This is a genomic window from Streptomyces sp. NPDC006687 (assembly GCF_040636215.1).
GTDB lineage: Bacteria > Actinomycetota > Actinomycetes > Streptomycetales > Streptomycetaceae > Streptomyces.
The window spans coordinates 1-18,507 of the sequence record NZ_JBEYJJ010000002.1; the positions used below are offsets into that span (position 1 = coordinate 1).

At 71.4% G+C, this 18,507-nt stretch carries 12 protein-coding genes; 4 read left to right on the plus strand and 8 right to left on the minus strand.

The window, feature by feature from the left end:
- Nucleotides 1-337: 337 nt before the first annotated feature.
- Together pepN (ABZ716_RS02375) and ABZ716_RS02380 are read right to left on the minus strand one after the other, a co-directional pair.
- Nucleotides 338-2,932, minus strand: a complete 2,595-nt coding sequence (gene pepN / locus ABZ716_RS02375; protein ID WP_358955901.1) for an aminopeptidase N — start codon at nt 2,930-2,932, stop codon at nt 338-340.
- Nucleotides 2,933-3,061: 129 nt separating this feature from the next.
- Nucleotides 3,062-4,090 carry an aspartate-semialdehyde dehydrogenase gene (locus ABZ716_RS02380; protein ID WP_358955904.1) on the minus strand — a complete coding sequence of 343 codons (1,029 nt, stop codon included), beginning with the start codon at nt 4,088-4,090 and terminating at the stop codon, nt 3,062-3,064.
- A gap of 264 nt (nt 4,091-4,354) precedes the next feature.
- Here ABZ716_RS02380 and ABZ716_RS02385 point away from each other — a divergent pair, with 264 nt between their 5' ends.
- Nucleotides 4,355-5,839 (plus strand): M28 family metallopeptidase, encoded by a 1,485-nt coding sequence (locus ABZ716_RS02385; protein WP_358955907.1) that lies wholly within the window; start codon nt 4,355-4,357, stop codon nt 5,837-5,839.
- Between the two features lie 88 nt (nt 5,840-5,927).
- Here ABZ716_RS02385 and ABZ716_RS02390 read toward each other — a convergent pair whose 3' ends face one another.
- A complete protein-coding gene (locus tag ABZ716_RS02390; RefSeq protein WP_358810013.1) occupies nt 5,928-9,257 on the minus strand; it encodes a S8 family serine peptidase in 3,330 nt (1,109 codons plus the stop codon).
- A 273-nt stretch (nt 9,258-9,530) separates the two neighbouring features.
- The gene (locus ABZ716_RS02395) at nt 9,531-10,100 is read right to left on the minus strand and encodes a CGNR zinc finger domain-containing protein (RefSeq protein ID WP_358810012.1); all 570 of its coding nucleotides are present in this window, start codon (nt 10,098-10,100) and stop codon (nt 9,531-9,533) included.
- 130 nt (nt 10,101-10,230) lie between these two features.
- On the opposite strand from ABZ716_RS02395, the gene ABZ716_RS02400 reads away from it, so the two are divergent.
- Both ABZ716_RS02400 and ABZ716_RS02405 read left to right on the plus strand, forming a co-directional pair.
- Nucleotides 10,231-10,689, plus strand: a complete 459-nt coding sequence (locus tag ABZ716_RS02400) for a VOC family protein (RefSeq protein WP_358810011.1) — start codon at nt 10,231-10,233, stop codon at nt 10,687-10,689.
- A 23-nt stretch (nt 10,690-10,712) separates the two neighbouring features.
- The gene (locus tag ABZ716_RS02405) at nt 10,713-11,642 is read left to right on the plus strand and encodes a pyridoxamine 5'-phosphate oxidase family protein (RefSeq protein WP_358955910.1); all 930 of its coding nucleotides are present in this window, start codon (nt 10,713-10,715) and stop codon (nt 11,640-11,642) included.
- Here ABZ716_RS02405 and ABZ716_RS02410 read toward each other — a convergent pair.
- Nucleotides 11,618-12,580, minus strand: coding sequence for a hypothetical protein (locus tag ABZ716_RS02410; protein ID WP_358810009.1), 963 nt, complete (start codon nt 12,578-12,580; stop codon nt 11,618-11,620). The genes ABZ716_RS02405 and ABZ716_RS02410 overlap by 25 nt on opposite strands.
- Before the next feature lie 191 nt (nt 12,581-12,771).
- The gene (gene pepN / locus ABZ716_RS02415; protein WP_358955913.1) at nt 12,772-15,318 is read right to left on the minus strand and encodes an aminopeptidase N; all 2,547 of its coding nucleotides are present in this window, start codon (nt 15,316-15,318) and stop codon (nt 12,772-12,774) included.
- Nucleotides 15,319-15,459: 141 nt separating this feature from the next.
- Here pepN (ABZ716_RS02415) and ABZ716_RS02420 point away from each other — a divergent pair, with 141 nt between their 5' ends.
- Nucleotides 15,460-16,107, plus strand: coding sequence for a DsbA family protein (locus ABZ716_RS02420; RefSeq protein ID WP_358810007.1), 648 nt, complete (start codon nt 15,460-15,462; stop codon nt 16,105-16,107).
- Nucleotides 16,108-16,228: 121 nt separating this feature from the next.
- Here ABZ716_RS02420 and ABZ716_RS02425 read toward each other — a convergent pair whose 3' ends face one another.
- Both ABZ716_RS02425 and ABZ716_RS02430 read right to left on the minus strand, forming a co-directional pair.
- Entirely contained in the window at nt 16,229-16,885 is a 657-nt protein-coding gene (locus ABZ716_RS02425; protein ID WP_358810006.1) for a superoxide dismutase, read from the minus strand.
- 170 nt (nt 16,886-17,055) lie between these two features.
- Nucleotides 17,056-18,468, minus strand: a complete 1,413-nt coding sequence (locus tag ABZ716_RS02430) for an amino acid permease (RefSeq protein WP_358955916.1) — start codon at nt 18,466-18,468, stop codon at nt 17,056-17,058.
- Between the last annotated feature and the right edge of the window lie 39 nt (nt 18,469-18,507).

Below are 18,507 nucleotides of genomic sequence, written 5' to 3' on the forward strand. Positions count from 1 at the left end.
ACCCCCAGGGCTTCTCTGAGACCGGCCCGCCGGGCCACCGACCCCACCAGTGCCGCCCGGCCGCCCAGTCCCGCCCGACGGGATCCCGCCCCCCGAACCACCGTCCCGCACTCGGGGAGGCGGGTGGGCAGGCGCCGATGTGGCCCGGGGGGTCGAGGGGGAGATAGCGGGCCCGCACCTGGGGAGGCGGGTGGGCAGGCACCGCTGAACCCCTACCCGTCGAGGGGGAAAAGCGGGCCCGCACCGCGAGCCCACGGCCGCCCGACGGGCCCGCACCCCAAGGCGCGGGCCCGCAGGCTTGGGCGGGCCCGCACCCCAAGGTGCGGGCCCCGCCCCGTCAGACCGCCGCCGCGGCCGCCGCTGCGGCCGCCGACGCGTCCGCCGCCTGCGCGCGCAGGGCGCGCTCGATGCCCGAGCGGGACTCCGAGACCAGGCGGCGCAGGGCCGCGTTCGGCTCGGCCGAGGTCAGCCAGGCGTCCGTGGCGTCGAGCGTGGCCTGCGAGACCTGGAACGACGGGTACAGCCCCACCGCGATCTGCTGGGCGATCTCGTGGCTGCGGTCGGCCCAGATGTCCTTGACCACCGCGAAGTACTTCTCCGCGTACGGCGCGAGCAGCTCCCGCTGGTCGCTCTGGACGAAGCCGCCGATCACGGCCTCCTGCACCGCGTTCGGCAGGTCGCCGGACTCCACCACCGCGGCCCAGGCCGCCGCCTTGGCCTCCGCCGTCGGGCGCGCGGCGCGCGCCGTCGCCGCGTGCCGTTCGCCGGCCGCCGTCGCGTCCCGCTCCAGCTCCGCCGCGATCTCCGCCTCGTCGGCACGCCCCGTCGCGGCCAGCCGCTCCAGGAACGCCCACCGCAGCTCGGTGTCGACGACGAGGCCCTCGACGGTCTCATCCCCAGCCAGCAGCCCGGCCAGCAGGTCCAGCTGCTCCCGCGTGCGCGCCGTCGCCGCGAAGGCCCGCGCCCACGCCAGCTGGTGGTCGCTGCCCGGCTCGGCCGCGCGCAGGTGCTCCAGCGTGGCGTCCGTCCAGGCCGCCAGGCCCTGCTCCCGCCACGCCGGGTCGGCGTACAGGTCGATGGCCAGCTTCACCTGGCGGTGCAGCGACTGCACGACGCCGATGTCCGACTCCTTGGCGATGCCCGACAGGACCAGCGCCAGGTAGTCGCGCGTGGCCAGCTCGCCGTCACGGGTCATGTCCCACGCCGACGCCCAGCACAGCGCCCGCGGCAGCGACTCGGTGAAGTCGCCCAGGTGCGCGGTGACGTTGGCCAGGGAGACCTCGTCCAGGCGGACCTTCGCGTACGACAGGTCGTCGTCGTTGAGCAGCACCACCGCCGGACGCGCCCGGCCGACCAGCTCCGGCACGGCCGTCAGCTCGCCGTCGATGTCCAGCTCGATCCGGTCGGTCCGGACCAGCTTGCCGCCGTCCAGGTCGTACAGGCCCACCGCGATGCGGTGCGGCCGCAGCACCGGCTCGCCCTTGGCGCCGGCCGGCAGGGCCGGGGCCTCCTGACGCACGGCGAACGCGGAGATGACCCCCTCCCCGTCCGTCTCGATCTCGGGCCGCAGCACGTTGATCCCGGCGGTCTCCAGCCACGCCTTCGACCAGGTGGTCAGGTCGCGGCCGGAGGTCTCCTCCAGGGCGCCCAGCAGGTCCGACAGGCGCGTGTTGCCGAACGCGTGCGCCTTGAAGTACGCCTGCACGCCCTTGAAGAAGGCGTCCATGCCGACGTAGGCCACGAGCTGCTTGAGCACCGAGGCGCCCTTGGCGTACGTGATGCCGTCGAAGTTGACCAGGACGTCGTCCAGGTCACGGATGTCGGCCATGATCGGGTGCGTGGACGGCAGCTGGTCCTGCCGGTACGCCCAGGTCTTCATGGAGTTCGCGAACGAGGTCCAGGCGTGCGGCCACTTCGAGCCCTCGGCGTACGCCTGGCAGGCGATCGAGGTGTAGGTGGCGAACGACTCGTTCAGCCACAGGTCGTTCCACCACTCCATGGTGACGAGGTCGCCGAACCACATGTGGGCGAGCTCGTGCAGGATGGTCTCCGCGCGCACCTCGTACGAGGCGTCCGTCACCTTGGAGCGGAAGACGTACTGGTCGCGGATGGTGACCGCGCCCGCGTTCTCCATCGCGCCCGCGTTGAACTCCGGCACGAACAGCTGGTCGTACTTGGCGAACGGGTAGTCGTAGGCGAACTTCTCCTGGAACCAGTCGAAGCCCTGCCGGGTCACGTCGAAGATCGCGTCCGCGTCGAGGAACTCGGCGAGCGAGGGACGGCAGTAGATGCCGAGCGGCACGACCTGCCCGTCCTTGCCCTCGTACGAGCTGTGCACCGCGTGGTACGGGCCCACGATCAGGGCGGTGATGTACGAGGAGATCCGCGGGGTCGGCTCGAAGGCCCACACCCGGTCCTTCGGCTCGGGCGTCGGCGAGTTGGAGATGACCGTCCAGCCCTCGGGGGCCGTCACGGTGAACTGGAAGGTCGCCTTCAGGTCGGGCTGCTCGAAGCTGGCGAAGACCCGCCGCGCGTCCGGCACCTCGAACTGGGTGTACAGGTACGCCTGCTGGTCCACGGGGTCGACGAAGCGGTGCAGGCCCTCACCGGTGTTGGTGTAGGCGCAGTCCGCGACGACGCGGAGCTCGTTGGCCCCGGCGGCGAGGCCGTCCAGGGCGATGCGCGAGTCGCGGAAGACGGAGGCCACGTCCAGGGCCTCGCCGTTCAGCACGGCCTCGTGCACGGCGGGCGCGACCAGGTCGATGAAGGTACCGGCCCCCGCCTCGGCCGACTGGAAGCGCACGGTGGTCACGGACCGGAAGGTGCCGCCCTCCTGCGCGCCGCTGAGATCGAGTTCGATCTCGTACGAGTCGACGGTGAGCAGCTTCGCCCGCTGCTGAGCCTCTTCACGGGTGAGATTCGTGCCAGGCACGCGTTCATCTCCTTTGATGGTGACGTTGCCCCGCCATCCTTCCATGCAGGGCCCGTCACCGGGCAGGAGTAATCCAGAGGCGAACACGGCGCCGTCACCGGCGCCGCCGCCTCCGGTCCGCCCCGGGTGTCAGCCGCGCAGTTCCTCGGCCACCAGCTCCGCGATCTGCACCGCGTTCAGCGCGGCGCCCTTGCGGAGGTTGTCGTTGGAGAGGAACAGCGCGAGGCCGTGGTCGACCGTCTCGTCCGCCCGGATGCGGCCCACGTACGAGGCGTCCTGGCCGGCGGCCTGGAGGGGGGTCGGGATCTCCGACAGCTCGACGCCCGGGGCGTCCTTGAGCAGCTCGTAGGCGCGCTCGACGCTGATGGGACGCTCGAAGCGGGCGTTGACCTGGAGGGAGTGGCCCGAGAAGACGGGGACGCGCACACAGGTGCCGGAGACCTTCAGCCCGGGGATCTCCAGGATCTTGCGGGACTCGTTGCGGAGCTTCTGCTCCTCGTCGGTCTCGAAGGAGCCGTCGTCGACCAGGTTGCCCGCCAGCGGGACCACGTTGTACGCGATGGGCCGCTTGTAGACGGCCGGCTCGGGGAACTCCACCGCGCCGCCGTCGAAGGTCAGCTGGTCGGCGGCCTCGGAGACGGCGCACGCCTGGCCCTTGAGCTCGGCGACGCCCGCCAGGCCGGAGCCGGAGACGGCCTGGTAGGTGGTGGCGATCATCGCGACGAGCCCGGCCTCCTCGTGGAGGGGGCGCAGCACGGGCATCGCGGCCATGGTGGTGCAGTTCGGGTTGGCGATGATGCCCTTGGGGCGGTCCTTGACCGCGTGCGGGTTGACCTCGGAGACCACCAGGGGGACCTCGGGGTCGCGGCGCCAGGCGGAGGAGTTGTCGATCACGACGGCGCCCTGGGAGGCGACCTTCTCGGCGAGGGCCTTGGAGGTCGCGCCGCCCGCGGAGAAGAGCACGATGTCCAGGCCGGAGTAGTCCGCCGTGCTGGCGTCCTCGATGGTGATCTCCTGGCCCTGCCACTCCAGGGTCGAGCCGGCGGAACGGGCCGAGGCGAACAGCCGCAGCTCGTCGACCGGGAACTTCCGCTCGGCGAGGATGCCGCGCATGACTCCGCCGACCTGTCCGGTGGCTCCGACGATTCCGACCCTCACGGTGACTCCTTCTGGTGGTACGACGCGGGCGCGTGAGGCCATCATGCGTTCGACCCCACGAGGCTTGTCCAATCCATTGTCCGAGGTACGGACAGTGTCGGAGCCGTGAACCCCCATGACGAGTACGTGACGGGGCTGTTTCACGGCCGCCGGAGGTCCGTTTTGCCTGGTCGGAACCGGTTAGCTTCCGTTCAGCCGTGATCGTCATCCGAACACGTCACACCAGGAACCGAACCACCGAAGCACCCACCCGGGGGGAACACCATGCGCAGCACCCACCGCCGGTCCATACCGGCCCTCGCCGCCCTCGCGGCCGCCGCCGTCGCCGCGCCCGCCCTGCTGACCGCCACCGCCGCCCCGGCGGCCGCCGCCCACCCGCGCGAGGGCCGGCTCGCCCAGAAGCTGGTCGAGGAGGTCACCGCCCGCGGGGCCTACCGCCACCTGGCGAAGTTCCAGCAGATCGCCGACGCCAACGGAGGCAACCGCGCCGCGGGCACGCCGGGCCACGCCGCCTCCGCCTCCTACGTCCACGACACCCTGGAGAAGGCCGGCTACGAGGTCTCGTACCAGGACTTCGACATCTACCAGGCGCACACGAGGACGGAACGGACCACCGTCCTCGGCGACCAGCCGCGCGAGCTGGCCACGGCCGCCTTCACCTTCACCCCGTCCACCCCGGCCGGCGGGCTGACCGCCCCGCTCGCCCTCGCGCGCGTGGACGAGACCCCGGGCTGCACCGCCGACGACTATCCGGCCGGCGCTTTCACCGGGAAGATCGCCCTGGTCAAGCGGGGTGCGTGCACCTTCGTGGAGAAGCAGCGGGCCGCCGCCGCGGCCGGCGCGGCCGGGGTGATCGTCTACAACCACAGCGGCACCACCCCGGTCCGCGGCGGGTTCTCCTCCCCCTCGGAGGGGGTCATTCCCAGCGCGGGCATCACCCTGGCCGACGGCGAGGCGCTGGCCGCGGCCGCCGCGAAGGGGGAGGTGAAGGTGCGCCTGGAACTGGACCAGGAGCACATCAGGAAGACCACCCGCAACGTGATCGCCGAGACCAGGGGAGGCCGCGCCGACCGTGTGGTGACGGTCGGCGCGCACCTGGACTCCGTCCCCGAGGGCCCCGGCATCAACGACAACGGGTCCGGCTCGGCCGGTCTCCTCGAAGTCGCCCTCAAGCTCGCCGGTGAGGGAGCCAACAAGAAGGGCAAGGGCCCCGCCAACAAGGTGCGCTTCGCCTGGTGGTCGGCGGAGGAGCTGGGCCTGCTGGGCTCGGAGCACTACGTGGCGCAGCTGTCCGAGCGGCAGAAGAAGGACATCGCCCTCTACCTGAACTTCGACATGATCGCCTCGCCGAACCCGGTGCAGTTCGTCTACGACGGCGACGACTCCGACAAGACGGGCGCCGGCGCCGGCCCGGCCGGCTCGGCGCAGATCGAGTCGCTGATCAACGGCTTCCTGGACAGGAAGGGCAGGCCGCACGAGGGCAGCGACTTCGACGGGCGCTCCGACTACGGCCCGTTCATCGAGAACGGCATCCCGGCGGGCGGCACCTTCACCGGCGCCGAGGGCATCAAGACCGCCGAGCAGGCCAAGCGCTACGGCGGCACGGCGGGGGCCCCGTACGACCCGAACTACCACGGAGCGGGGGACACCCTGAAGAACCTCGACCTCAAGGCGTTCGACACCAACCTCGACGTGATCGCGTACGCGGTGGGCACCTATGCCCAGGACCTGGGCTCGCTGAAGAACTGACGCAGCCGGCCCGAGGGGGGCCATGCGGAAGGGGCGGGTACCCGTACACCGGGTGCCCGCCCCTTCGTCATGCCTTCAGCTCACGCCCTTACGGGGTGACCTTGTCGATCTGCACGCTGCCGGTGCCGGCGGCGGTGCCGCGGCCGTTGAGCAGCTTGACCTCGCCGAAGAACTGACGGCCCTCGGGGGCCGCGGCGGAGACCAGGACGTTCGCCGAGACCTGCGCGGAGGCGCCGGTCGCGAGGTTCACCGCGGCGGCCTCGTCGACCTGGACGGTGCCCAGGGCGGACGAGAAGTACACGTCGCGGTAGTCGTACGTGGTGGAGCCGGACGGGACCGCGTAGCCGATCACCTTGACGGTGTAGGTACCGGCGGCGGGCTTGTCGAGGCTCACGGACTCGTCGGAGTCGCCGTCGGCCGAGGAGGCGACCTTCACGCCGTCCTTGTAGACCTCCAGGTCGAGGTCGGCGCCGGCGTCGGAGGTGTGGTTGATGCCCACGTCCAGACGGGAGACGCCCTCACCGACGGTGATCTCGGTGGTCTTGGTCTCGCCGGCGGCGATGGTCGGCTTGTCGACCTTCGCGGAACCGAGCGGGCCGCCCTGGAGCTTGCCGCCGGAGATCGCGGCGCCGGTGTTCTTCACGGTCCACTGGACCGGGGCCGGGGTGCCCTGCTTGACCTCGGGCAGGACCTTGACCGCCGGGTCGAAGCCCGCGCCGAGGACGGAGACGTCCAGCTTGAACGGGTTGTCCAGCAGCGGCGACGTACGGCGCGACTCGACCTCGATCTCCCAGACACCCGCCTGCGGGTTGTCGTACGAGCGCAGGTCGGGGCGGCACTTGTTGGCCGGGTTGTCGTAGTTCGGGTAGCACTGGGTGGTGGCGCTGTCCTCGACGCCCGTGCCGTACGGGTGGATCGAGATGAAGCGCGTCTGGCTGCCCGCGGCGAGGCCGCCGAGCGCGACCTCAAGGGTCTTGGCGCCCTGCGGGACCGTCACGAAGTACGACTTGTGGCTGTTGCGCTGCACGGAGGAGGTGTCCGAGAGCGTGAACGACGGCTGCGCCAGCGGGGTCGAGGCGACGACCGTGGCCAGGATCTGCTTGTCGATGCCCTCGGTGGTCGGGTCGTCGAGCTGCAGGATGCCGCTGTGGACGCCGGCCGACTTGACGTTGGCCTCGACCTTGATGGTGACGGGCTTGTTCAGCGGCAGCGTGACGTAGTCGTAGCCGCCGACGACCTTGAAGGTGCCGTCGTTGTTGCGCCAGCTCAGGTCGTGGCGGGTGCCGTACTTCGGACCGGTGGTGCGGGTGACGACGACGTCGTAGACCTTCTTCTGGCCGACCTTCAGGCCGCCCTCGCGGTCGTAGAGGCCGGTGCCGAAGCCCGGGGTCTTCAGGAACTGGTCGAGCGCGGTGTCGACGGGGGCCTTGACCGTGAACTCGTTGGCCTTGGCGCCGCGCTGGATGGACTCCCACGCCTTGTTGACGTCGATGAGGCCCGCGCCCTGGGCGTGCGCCGGGACACCGTCGATCTTCTTCGCGGTGCTGGTCAGCGCCACCCGCAGGTTGGCCGGGGCCAGGGCGATCTTGGCCTGCTTGGCGGCCGAGATCAGCAGGGCGCTGGCGCCCGTCGCCTGCGGCGAGGACATCGAGGTGCCCTGGAGCATCGAGTAGCCGGCCGGCAGGCTGTAGCCCGCCTCCTTGACCGGGCTGCCGGGCAGCCAGGTCTGGGTGGTGTTGATGGCCGCGCCGGGGGCGGTGATGGTCGGCGTGAACCCGCCGTCCTCACGCGGACCGCGCGAGGAGAAGGGGAACATGTTGTACTTCGTGGTCACGCCGGAGCCGTAGTTGGCGGCCCAGGTCTCCTTGGAGACCGCGGCGCCCACCGAGACCACCTTGTCGGCCAGGCCGGGGTCGCCGATGGTGTTGACACCGGGGCCCTCGTTGCCCGCCGAGATGACGAGCTGGACGCCGTAGGTGTCGATGAGGTTCTTGTACAGCTCGGAACGGGCGTTGTTGCCGTCGTTCAGCGCCGGCAGACCACCGATCGACATGTTGACGATGTCGACGCCGCGGTTGACGACGAGGTCGATCATGCCCTCGGTCAGCGCGATGTTGGTGCAGCCGCCGGACCAGGAGCAGGCGCGCGAGGAGACGATCTTCGCGCCCGGCGCCTCACCGTTCATCTTGCCGCCGAAGAGGCTGTTGGCGGCGGTGATGCCCGCGACGTGCGTGCCGTGCTCGGACTCGATGATGCCGATGTTGACGAAGTCGGCCTTCTTGCCGACCCAGTCCCCGCCGAAGGGGTCCATCGGGACGTCCTTGCGGATCTGGATCACGAAGGGGATCCGCTCGGCGACGTCGGTCGCCGGGTTGTCCGTGCCGAAGTAGCCGATCTGGTAGCCGTCCTTGTACGGCTTCATCGGCTCGTTGTTGGTGAAGTCGCCGTCTTGGTCGGTGTCCACGCGGACGGTGCCGGCAGCCGGGTCGTACAGCATGCCGAACTTGTCGGTGGTGTCACCGTCCCGGTTGACGTCGCCCTTCATGTCACCGGTGGCGGTGATCGACTCGCTGAAGCGGCTCCACTGGAAGGTGCCCTCGGGGGCCTTCCAGCTCTGGCCGCCCGCGGTGAAGGAACCGCCGGTGGAGGTGACCGGGGTGACCTGGGGGCGCCAGGTGGCGTCGTTGTCCAGGATCGGGTCGGTCGCGGTGACCCAGTCGACGATCTTGCGCTCGCCGGTGGTGGTCTTCTGCAGCGCCGGGTGGGCGATGTCCACGCCGGAGTCGAGGATGCCGATGGTGACGCCCCGGCCGTCGGCCTGCGGGTTCTTCTGGACGAAGTCCACCGCGCCGGTCTCGAAGGACGGGTTGTACGGGTTCTTCGCCGGGGTGTTCTTGTCCGGACCGGGGTAGGTCTCGGCGGCGGTCTTCTTGCCCGAGCCGTCCTTGCCCGAGTCCGGGCGCGGGTCCGGCAGCTGGATCTCCTGCTTGAGATCCATGCCGTGCACCGACTCCAGCTTGGCCGCCGCCTTCAGCGCCGCCTCCGCCTTGTCGGTCGGGAGGGTGGCGCGGACGTAGCCGAGCTTGTCGTACGTCTGGCCCACCGAAGCGCCCTGGACGGCGTCGAGCTGGTCGGTGACCTGCTTGGTCTGGCCCGGCGCGGTCGCGACCATGACGGTGACGGTCGCGTCACCCTTGGCCTTGGCCTCCTGGAGCAGTTCGGCGTCGGCCGAACCGAGCTTCTGGTCGGCCGACTTGGTCGGCGCCGCCGTCCGCGGGTCGGTGTCGCCGGTCGCCGCGAAGACGGGTACGGCTCCGGTGGCGCAGAGCGCGGCCACCAGGCCCGCGGCCGCCGCGACGCGGGCCGCGCGCCGGGCGCCGGGTATGGCCCCGGTGGAGCTGGGGGAATCGAGGGTCATCAGCATCCCTGGCTAGAGATAGATACGGTCCGGAATTCGGTGCCGGATGACCGGTCAGCCTTGCGTAAGTGACAGCTGTTTGGGGAGGGTTGTCATTGACCGAGACCTGACATGGCGGATACCCGCCAGGGCGGGGTTCCCGCCACCACGGACATGCCGGGGCAAGCCGGGGCGACCTGCGGTGTCAGGCAGTGGATTTATCGACTTTCAGGCAGTGTGACGGGCGCATGTCGGAGCGCCGCCGCGCCCATGGGTGTGACAGATTCCGACCGTTCAGCGCTCGCGCGTGCGCGCGTAGTGGCGCGACGCCTTGGCGCGGTTGCCGCAGACGGCCATCGAGCACCAGCGTCGCGTGCCGTTGCGCGAGGTGTCGTGGAAGTGCAGGATGCACGTCTCCGAGGCGCACTTGCGGATCCGGCCGGCCGCCGACTCCAGCAGTTCCAGATAATTGCGGGCCGCGCTCCAGGCGGGTCCCCAGGAAGGGTCGTCGAACTCGGCCCGTTCGCCCGGGCCCTCGTCGGTGAGGGTGGCCCGGATGCGGCCGTGCTCCAGCACGGCGTCGACCAGTCGGCGGGCGTCGGCATCGGCCGGGTCCGCGACGGCGCGGGCGAGGGCTTCGCGTGCGGTCAGCAGGTGGACCAGGGTCGACTTGTCGGCGCGGAAGCGCTCGTCCAGCCCTGTGCTCCGCAGCCAGAGGGCCAGCCCCTCCAGCCGGCTGAGGCCGAAGGCCCCGGCGAAGAGGTCGGTGGGCACGCCCTCCGGCCGCCAGCGCGTGTTCACCAGGTCGAGGGCGAGCGGCTCCCCGGTGAGCGGGCGGGGGTCCGTCGTCGGTACTGCCGTCATGTCCGCCTCCTCGCACCCGCTAACCCCTCAAGGGTACGTGACCGGTTGACGCTCTGATCTCTAACCGTTAATCTCGATTTAGAAGGTTAGAACGCCGGGCAGGCCGGCATTCCTCGGGGAAGGAACCCTCATGACCATCACCGCCGGCACGCTCCGCACCGGGCACGTGGGCCTCAACGTCACCGACCTGGAGCGCTCGCTCGCCTTCTACCGCGACGCGCTCGGCTTCGAGCTGCTGGGCGAGGGCAAGGAGGAGGGGCGCCGCTTCGCCTTCCTCGGCCGGGACGGCGAGCTCGTCCTGACCCTCTGGGAGCAGGCGCAGGACCGTTACGCCCCGCAGGCCGCCGGGCTGCACCACCTGGCGTTCTCCGCCGGCGCGATCGAGGAGGTCCGGGCGTATGAGGAGCGGCTGCGCGGGCTGGGCGTCGACTTCGCCTACGAGGGCGTGGTCGCCCACCGCGAGGGTGCGGCCTCCGGCGGGATCTTCTTCCACGACCCGGACGGCACCCGCCTGGAGATCTCCGTACCGACCGGGGCCGAGGACGCTCCCGCGCCCTCCGCGTCTGCCCCGACCTGCGGGTTCTTCTAGAAGCTCAGGGAAGGAGGGCCGTCATGGACCCGTACCATCAGGGCTCGCTGGCCGTACAGGAGCGCCTGGGCGTCCGTGAGCGCGCCGAGCACGCCGGCCGTTCCATCCGCCCGGGCATCCGGGACGTGGCGGCCGCTTTCCTCGCCCTCCAGCCCCACCTGGTCGTCGGCGCCGCCGACGGCGCGGGGCGGCTGTGGGCCTCGCTGCTCACCGGCGCGCCCGGGTTCGTACGGGCCACCGGGCCGGACCGGATCGCGGTCCGCGGCGGCCTGCCGGACGGGGATCCCCTCACCGGGGTGCTGGCCGCCGACGGCACCCCGGTCGGCACCATCGCCCTCGACCCGCGCACCCGGCGCCGGATGCGGCTCAACGGCGCCCTCACCGTGACGGCCGGAGGCTTCGCGGTGGCGGCCGAGGAGGTCTTCTCCAACTGCCCGAAGTACCTCCAGCAGCGCCGGCCGCTGGACCTGGTGGCCGGGGGGCCCGGGATCGTACGGCGCTCCGCGCTGCTCACCCCGGACCAGGGGCGGGCCGTCCGCGCCGCCGACACCTTCTTCATCGCCACCACAGGTGGGGCGGGCGGAGTCGACGCGAGCCACCGGGGCGGGATGCCGGGCTTCGTGGAGGTGCTCTCGCCCACCGAGCTGCGCTGGCCGGACTATCCGGGCAACGCGATGTTCCTGACCCTGGGGAACCTGGCCCTCGACGAGCGGGCCGGACTGCTCTTCCCCGACTGGGAGACGGGCGGGCTGCTCCAGCTGAGCGGGCGGGCCCGGACCGCGTACGCGGCCGACGGGAGCCGTAGCGTTCTGTTCCGGGTGGAGGCGGCGGTGGAGAGCCTGCACCCGGGGCGGCTGCGGTGGAGTGCCCCGGAGTACTCCCCGGCGAACCCGGCCGTTCCGGCCCACCCGGCGAACCCGGGCGGCCCTCACCGGGGCAGTACGACCAGGTAGGCGGCGGGCTCGCGGTCGCAGGCGGCCGTCAGGGCGGTCCGGACGACCGCCGCCTGCTGCTCGGGCCAGTCGCGCAGCTTGCGCGGGGTCAGGTGCAGGACGGTCACGCCGAGCCGCTCCAGGGTCTCCCGCTTGTGGACGGCCTCGGCCCAGTCCTCGTCCTCCCCCTGGCGCGGGGCGCGGGTGTCGATCTCGACGGCCACCGCCTGGTCGGGCCAGTACGCGTCCACCCCGCCCAGGTGCGGCCCCCCGGGCAGCCGCAGGTCCACGTTCCAGACCGGCTCGGGGAGCTCGTAGCCCCGTACGAGCTGGTACAGCCGGTCCTCCGCGAGGGCCCGGCCCTCGGCGAGCAGGGCCTCGACGGCGTCCACCACGTGCTGCCGGTTCAGCAGCCGGGCCACCGTCAGCTCCCGTACGACGGCGGCCGGTTCGCAGTGCCCGGCGCGCACGGCCTCGCTGAGGATGCGGCGCACCGTGTCGGCGTCGTCGAGCTGGGCGACGGCGTCGGCGACGGCCCGCGCCACCGGGGCCACGGGCAGCCCGGTCAGCTCCAGAGGGCGGGGCGGGGTGTGGGTGCGCACGATGCGCACGTCGCCGGTGGAGCGCAGCCGGCGGGTGTTGGGGACGAGGACGTCGATGTGGGGGAGGGAGAGCAGCGCGGGAGTGGCGGAGAACCGGTAGAGCGCGAGCGCGGCCAGCCCGGTGATCATGGCCTCCCCGTTGCCGCGCCGGCCCGCGTACAGGAGGGCGGCGTGGAGGCGCTCCTCGCTGGTGGCGGGACCGGAGTGCAGCAGGAACACCCCGGGCAGCACCTGCTGCCACGGCCGGCCGGCGGCCTCGGCCGCGCTGACGCCGTGCTCGCGCAGCTGGGCGAGGGTCAGCACGCGGGGGCGGCTGGCGTTGAGGTGGGCGAGGGGGAGGGGTGCGTTCTGGTTCATGACGCGGTGATTCCCTCAGGCCATGGCCTCGCTAACGCCTGTTACACGTTCGTCGTCAAATCAGGACAAGACGGGGCTAAAGTACGGACGTTCGACTGCCGATAGCCCATCGTCCCGGACAGGCGACAGGCCCCGGCAGCGGGCCGCCCCGCCCGGCGAGTGGCCGGACGGGGCGGACGAGGCCGGAGGGCTCAGGCGTCGCAGGACTGCGCGCGCAGCGCCCGGGCCAGGTCGTCACGGGACTCCAGCACCAGGCGGCGCAGCGCGGGCGCCGCGTCCGCACGGGCCGCCAGCCAGGCGTCGGTCGCGTCCAGGGTGGCCTGCGAGTCCTGGAGCACCGGGTAGAGCCCCTTGACCACGTCGATGCCGATCTGGATCGAGCGCTCCGCCCAGACCCGCTCGATCGCCTCGAAGTAGCGCTGCGCGTACGGGGCGAGCAGCTCCCGCTGCGAGGGCTGCTGCATCCCGCTGATGGTCGCCTCGACCAGCGCGTTCGACAGCGCGTCCGACTCGACCACCACCGCCCACGCCTGGTCCTTGACCGCCGCCGAGGGCCGCGCGGCCAGGCAGCGCACCTGGTGCCGCTTGCCCGAGGCGGTGTCGTCGCGGGACAGTTCGGCGGCCAGCACGGTCTCGTCGATCACGCCGTGCGCGGCCAGCGGCAGCAGGAAGTCCCAGCGCAGCTCCTGGTCCATCTCCAGCCCGTCGATCCGCGCCGAGCCCTCCAGCAGCCCCAGCAGCAGCTGGAAGTCACCCTCGCTGGCCGCGCTCGCCGCGAAGAACCGGGCCCAGGTCAGCTGGTGCTCGGAACCGGGCTCGGCCAGCCGCAGCTCGTGCAGGGCGCCCGCCGCGAGCTCCCGGCCGCCCTGCTCGCGCCAGTCGGGCGCCGCGTAGTGGCCGACGGCGGTCAGCGCCTGCGCGTGCAGCTGCTGGAGCACGCCGACGTCGGTCTCCCGGCCCGCGTGCGCGAGCACCAGCGACAGGAAGTCCCGGGCGGGCATCAGCGCGTCCCGCGTCAGGTTCCACAGCGCCGACCAGCACAGGGCGCGGGCCAGCGGGTCCGTGAGGTCGCCCAGGTGGCCGCGGAGGGTGGCCAGCGAGACCTCGTCGAAGCGGATCTTGCAGTAGGTGAGGTCCTCGTCGTTGACCAGGACCAGGTCCGGCCGCTCCAGCCCGGCCAGCTCCCCGACGGCCGTGCGGACGCCCGCCACGTCGGCCTCGGCCCGCGCGTAGCGCACCAGCGCGCCGTCGGCCTCCAGCCGGTACAGGCCCACCGCGATCCGGTGCGGGCGCAGCTGCTCGCCCTCCTGGACCACCGCCAGCTCGGTCAGCCGGCCGCCCGCGTCGGTGGTGACCACCGGGGTCAGCGCGTTGACCCCGGCCGTCTGGAGCCAGGCCCGCGACCACTCGGCCATGTCCCGCCCCGAGACCTCGCCGAGCACCGACAGGAGGTCGTCCAGGGTGGTGTTCCCGTACGCGTGCGCCTTGAAGTAGCGCCGTGCGCCGTCCAGGAACGCCTCCCGGCCCACGTACGCGACGAGCTGCTTGAGCACGGCCGCGCCCTTGGCGTAGGTGATGCCGTCGAAGTTCAGCTTGGCGTCCTCCAGGTCACGGATGTCGGCCGTGATCGGGTGGGTGGAGGGCAGCTGGTCGGCCCGGTAGGCCCACGCCTTGCGGTTGTTGGCGAAGGTGACCCACGCCTGGTCGAAGCGGGTGGCCTCGACCAGCCCGAAGGAGCCCATGAAGTCCGCGAAGGACTCCTTCAGCCACAGGTCGTCCCACCACTTCATGGTGACGAGGTCGCCGAACCACATGTGCGCCATCTCGTGCAGGATGACGTTCGCGCGCCGCTCGTAGGACGCCTGCGTCACCTTGCCGCGGAAGATGTACTCCTCGCGGAAGGTCACCATCCCCGGGTTCTCCATGGCGCCCAGGTTGTACTCGGGCACGAACGCCTGGTCGTACTTCCCGAAGGGGTAGGGGTAGTCGAAGATCTCGTGGAAGAGGTCGAAGCCCTGCTTGGTGACGAGGAAGATGTCGTCGGCGTCGAAGTGCTTCGCCAGCCCCTTGCGGCACATCGCGCCCAGCGGGATCGTCAGGTCCCCGCGCGTGTAGGTGTCCGTGACGTAGTGGTACGGGCCCGCCACCACGCAGGTGATGTACGTGGAGATCGGCGCGGTCTGGGCGAAGCGCCACACGCCGCCCTCGCGGGACTCCTCCGCGCCGTTGCTCCACACCCGCCAGCCCTCGGGGGCGGCCACCTCGAAGCGGTACGGGGCCTTCAGGTCGGGCTGCTCGAAGTTCGCGTACACCCGGCGGGCGTCCGCCGGCTCGTACTGGGTGTAGAGGTAGACCTCGCCGTCCTCCGGGTCGACGAAGCGGTGCATACCCTCGCCGGTCCGGCTGTAGGCGCAGTTCGCGTCGACCACCAGGACGTTCTCGGCGGCCAGGCCGTCCAGGGCGATCCGCGCCCCGTCGAAGACGGCGGCCGGGTCCAGGGCGCGCCCGTTGAGGGTGACGGAGTTCACCGACGGGGCGATCAGGTCCGCGAACGAGGAGGCGCCCGGGACCGCGGACCGGAAGCGCACGGTCGTCACCGAGCGGAACGTCCTGGGCCCCTCGGCCGGTTCGGCCTCGTCCACCGCGGACCTCAGGTCGAGGACCACCTCGTAGCCGTCGACGGACAGCAGCTCGGCCCGCGCGCGGGCCTCGTCACGGGACAGATTCTCACCGGGCACGTAGCACTCCTTCGTGCGTGATCGCTTCTTCTGTCGAATCCTCCCACGCAGGGAATGCGTACGGCCCCGGGCCCGTTGGCCACAAGGACGCCGTCAGTCAGAAAGACATGCCGCAGATCCCGATGTGAGTCAAGGAGAGACATGACCGACACCCAGGTGCGCGAGAAGACCCCGGTCGACTTCTGGTTCGATCCCCTCTGCCCCTGGGCCTGGATGACCTCCCGCTGGATGGTCGAGGTCGAGAAGGTCCGTGACGTCGAGGTCCGCTGGCACGTGATGAGCCTGGCCGTGCTCAACGAGAACAAGCTCGAAGAGCTGCCCGAGCGCTACCGCGAGATCCTCGGCCCCAAGGGCTGGGCCCCGGTGCGCGTGGTGATCGCCGCCCAGCAGAAGTTCGGCGAGGAGGTCACCGGCAAGCTGTACACCGCCCTCGGCACGAAGATCCACAACGAGGACCGCGGCGCGACCCGCGAGGTCATCGCCGAGGCCCTGGAGGAGGCCGGCCTGCCGGCCGAGCTGCTGGCCTACGCCGACTCCGACGAGTACGACGAGGTGCTGCGCGACTCCCACAACGACGGCATCGAGCGCGTCGGCCAGGAGGTCGGCACCCCGGTGATCTCCGTACCCGGCGCCGACGGCCGGGAAGTGGCCTTCTTCGGCCCGGTCGTCACCCCGGCCCCGCGCGGCGAGGCCGCCGCCCGGCTGTGGGACGGCACCCTGATGGTCGCCTCCATCCCCGGCTTCTACGAGATCAAGCGCACCCGTACGCAGGGCCCGATCTTCGAGTAGTCCCCGCCCCTCGACGCAGAAGACCCCCGTGAGCACGTCCTCACGGGGGTCTTCCGCTCTGCACACCCGCACGCGAAGGCTGAGAAGACGATCACGAGGCGGGCGGTCTGCGGGGTGCCGGTCAGCCCTGGGCGGGGATCAGCAGCGGGGTGTTCGCCTTGGCGTCGGCGTAGCGGCGGGCCACGTCCTGCCAGTTGACGACGTTCCACATGGCCTCGATGAAGTCCACCTTCTGGTTCTTGTACTGGAGGTAGAAGGCGTGCTCCCAGGCGTCGAAGACCAGGATCGGCGTGCTGGCCACGCCCACGTTGCCCTGGTGGTCGTAGACCTGCTCGACGATCAGGCGCCCGCTGACCGGCTCGTACGCCAGCACGCCCCAGCCGGATCCCTGGGTCGCGGAGGAGGCGAAGGTCAGCTGCTTCTTGAACGCGGCGAAGGAGCCGAAGGACTCGGTGATCGCGTCGGCCAGGTCGCCCACCCCGTCGGCCGCGGTCGGCTCGCCGCCGCCCTCGCCGGTCTTCGGGCTGGCCATGTTGTGCCAGTAGATGCTGTGCAGGATGTGGCCGGAGAGGTGGAACGCCAGGTTCTTCTCCAGCCCGTTCAGCGCGCCCCAGTTCTCCTTCGCGCGCGCCTCCTCCAGCTGCTCCAGCGTGGTGTTGGCGCCCGTGACGTAGGCGGCGTGGTGCTTGTCGTGGTGCAGCTCGATGATCTGCGGGTTGATCACCGGTTCGAGCGCCGCGTAGTCGTAAGGAAGCTCAGGAAGCGTGTAGATGGCCATACGTGTGTCCGGTCCCCTCGGCGTGCCGATCCTTATTGCAATCAATGCGCAACTGCACGCTAGCAGTATCTATTCCACGTCGCGCGTAAGGGTCGCCGGAGTACGCGCGGAGGCGGGCCCCGTGTCGCACACGGGACCCGCCTCGGGGGTTCGGGAAAACTGCCGGGCCGTCAGCTCCGGGGCGCCGCCCGGCGCTGCATCAGGTACCCGGTGGCCGCCAGGGCCACCGTCAGGCCGCCGGTGAACAGCACCTGCGTACGGGTGTCCTCACCCGCCGCCATCAGCACCAGCACTCCGGCCACCCCGGCGAGCGCCACCCACGTCAGGTACGGGAAGCCCCACATCCGGACCGTCAGCTTCTGCGGCGCCTCCCGGTCCAGCCGCCGGCGCAGCACGAACTGCGAGACCGCGATGAAGCCCCAGACGACGAGGACGACCCCGCCGACCATGTTCAGCAGCCAGGCGAACAGGGTGTCCGGGTACCAGTACGACAGCAGCACCGTGACGAACCCGAACCCGCAGGAGGCCAGCACCGCCCGGCGCGGCACCCCGCCGGAGACCTTGCCCAGCGCCCGGGGGCCCTGGCCCCGGGAGACCAGGGAGTGGGCCATGCGCGAGGAGCCGTAGATGTTGGCGTTCATCGCGGACAGCAGGGCGGCCAGGATGACGACGTTCATGATCTGGCCGGCCGCCGGAATGCCCAGGTGGTCCAGGGTCGCCGCGTACGGGCCGCGCCCGGTGACCGCCGGGTCGTTCCAGGGCAGCAGGGTGACGATCACCAGCATGGAGCCGACGTAGACCACCGCGATCCGCCACATGGTCGTCCGCACGGCCCGGGCCACGCCCCGCACCGGGTCGTCGGACTCCGCGGCGGCGATGGTCACCGTCTCCAGGCCGCCGTAGGCGACGACCGAGGCCAGCACGCCGACGAGCAGCCCGTCGACCCCGTGGGGCAGGAACCCGCCGGTGTGCGCCAGGTTGGCGGCGCCGGGGGAGGAGGTCCCGGGCAGCAGGCCCAGGACGGCGAGCACACCCAGGCCCAGGAACAGGGCGATGGCACCGATCTTCAGCGCGGCGAACCAGAACTCGAACTCGCCGAAGTTGCGCACCGCCCCCAGGTTGCTGCCGCAGAACAGCGCCATGAACACCAGCACCCACAGCCACGACGGGGTGCCCGGGAACCAGCCCGTCATGATGTGCGCCGCGCCGATGGCCTCGATGGCCACGCCCACGCACAGCAGCGTCCAGAACATCCAGCCCGCCGTGAACCCGGCCCAGGGACCGATCGCCCGCTCGGCGTGCACCGAGAAGGAGCCCGACGCCGGATTCGCCGCCGACATCTCGCCGAGCATCCGCATCACGAACATCACCAGCAGGCCGGACACCGCGTACGCGAGCACGATCGAGGGGCCCGCGGCCGCGATGCCGGCGCCCGAGCCGACGAAGAGACCGGCGCCGATGACCCCGCCGAGGGCGATCATCGAAAGGTGGCGCTGCTTGAGGCCGTTGCCGAGGGGGAAACCGGCCTCGGGGGCGGCTGCGGAGGGCCCCGGCCCGGAAGGAGTGATGGTGCTCTGACTCATGGGCCCAGTCTGCCGACCGTCCGTTTATCGGACGTTCGC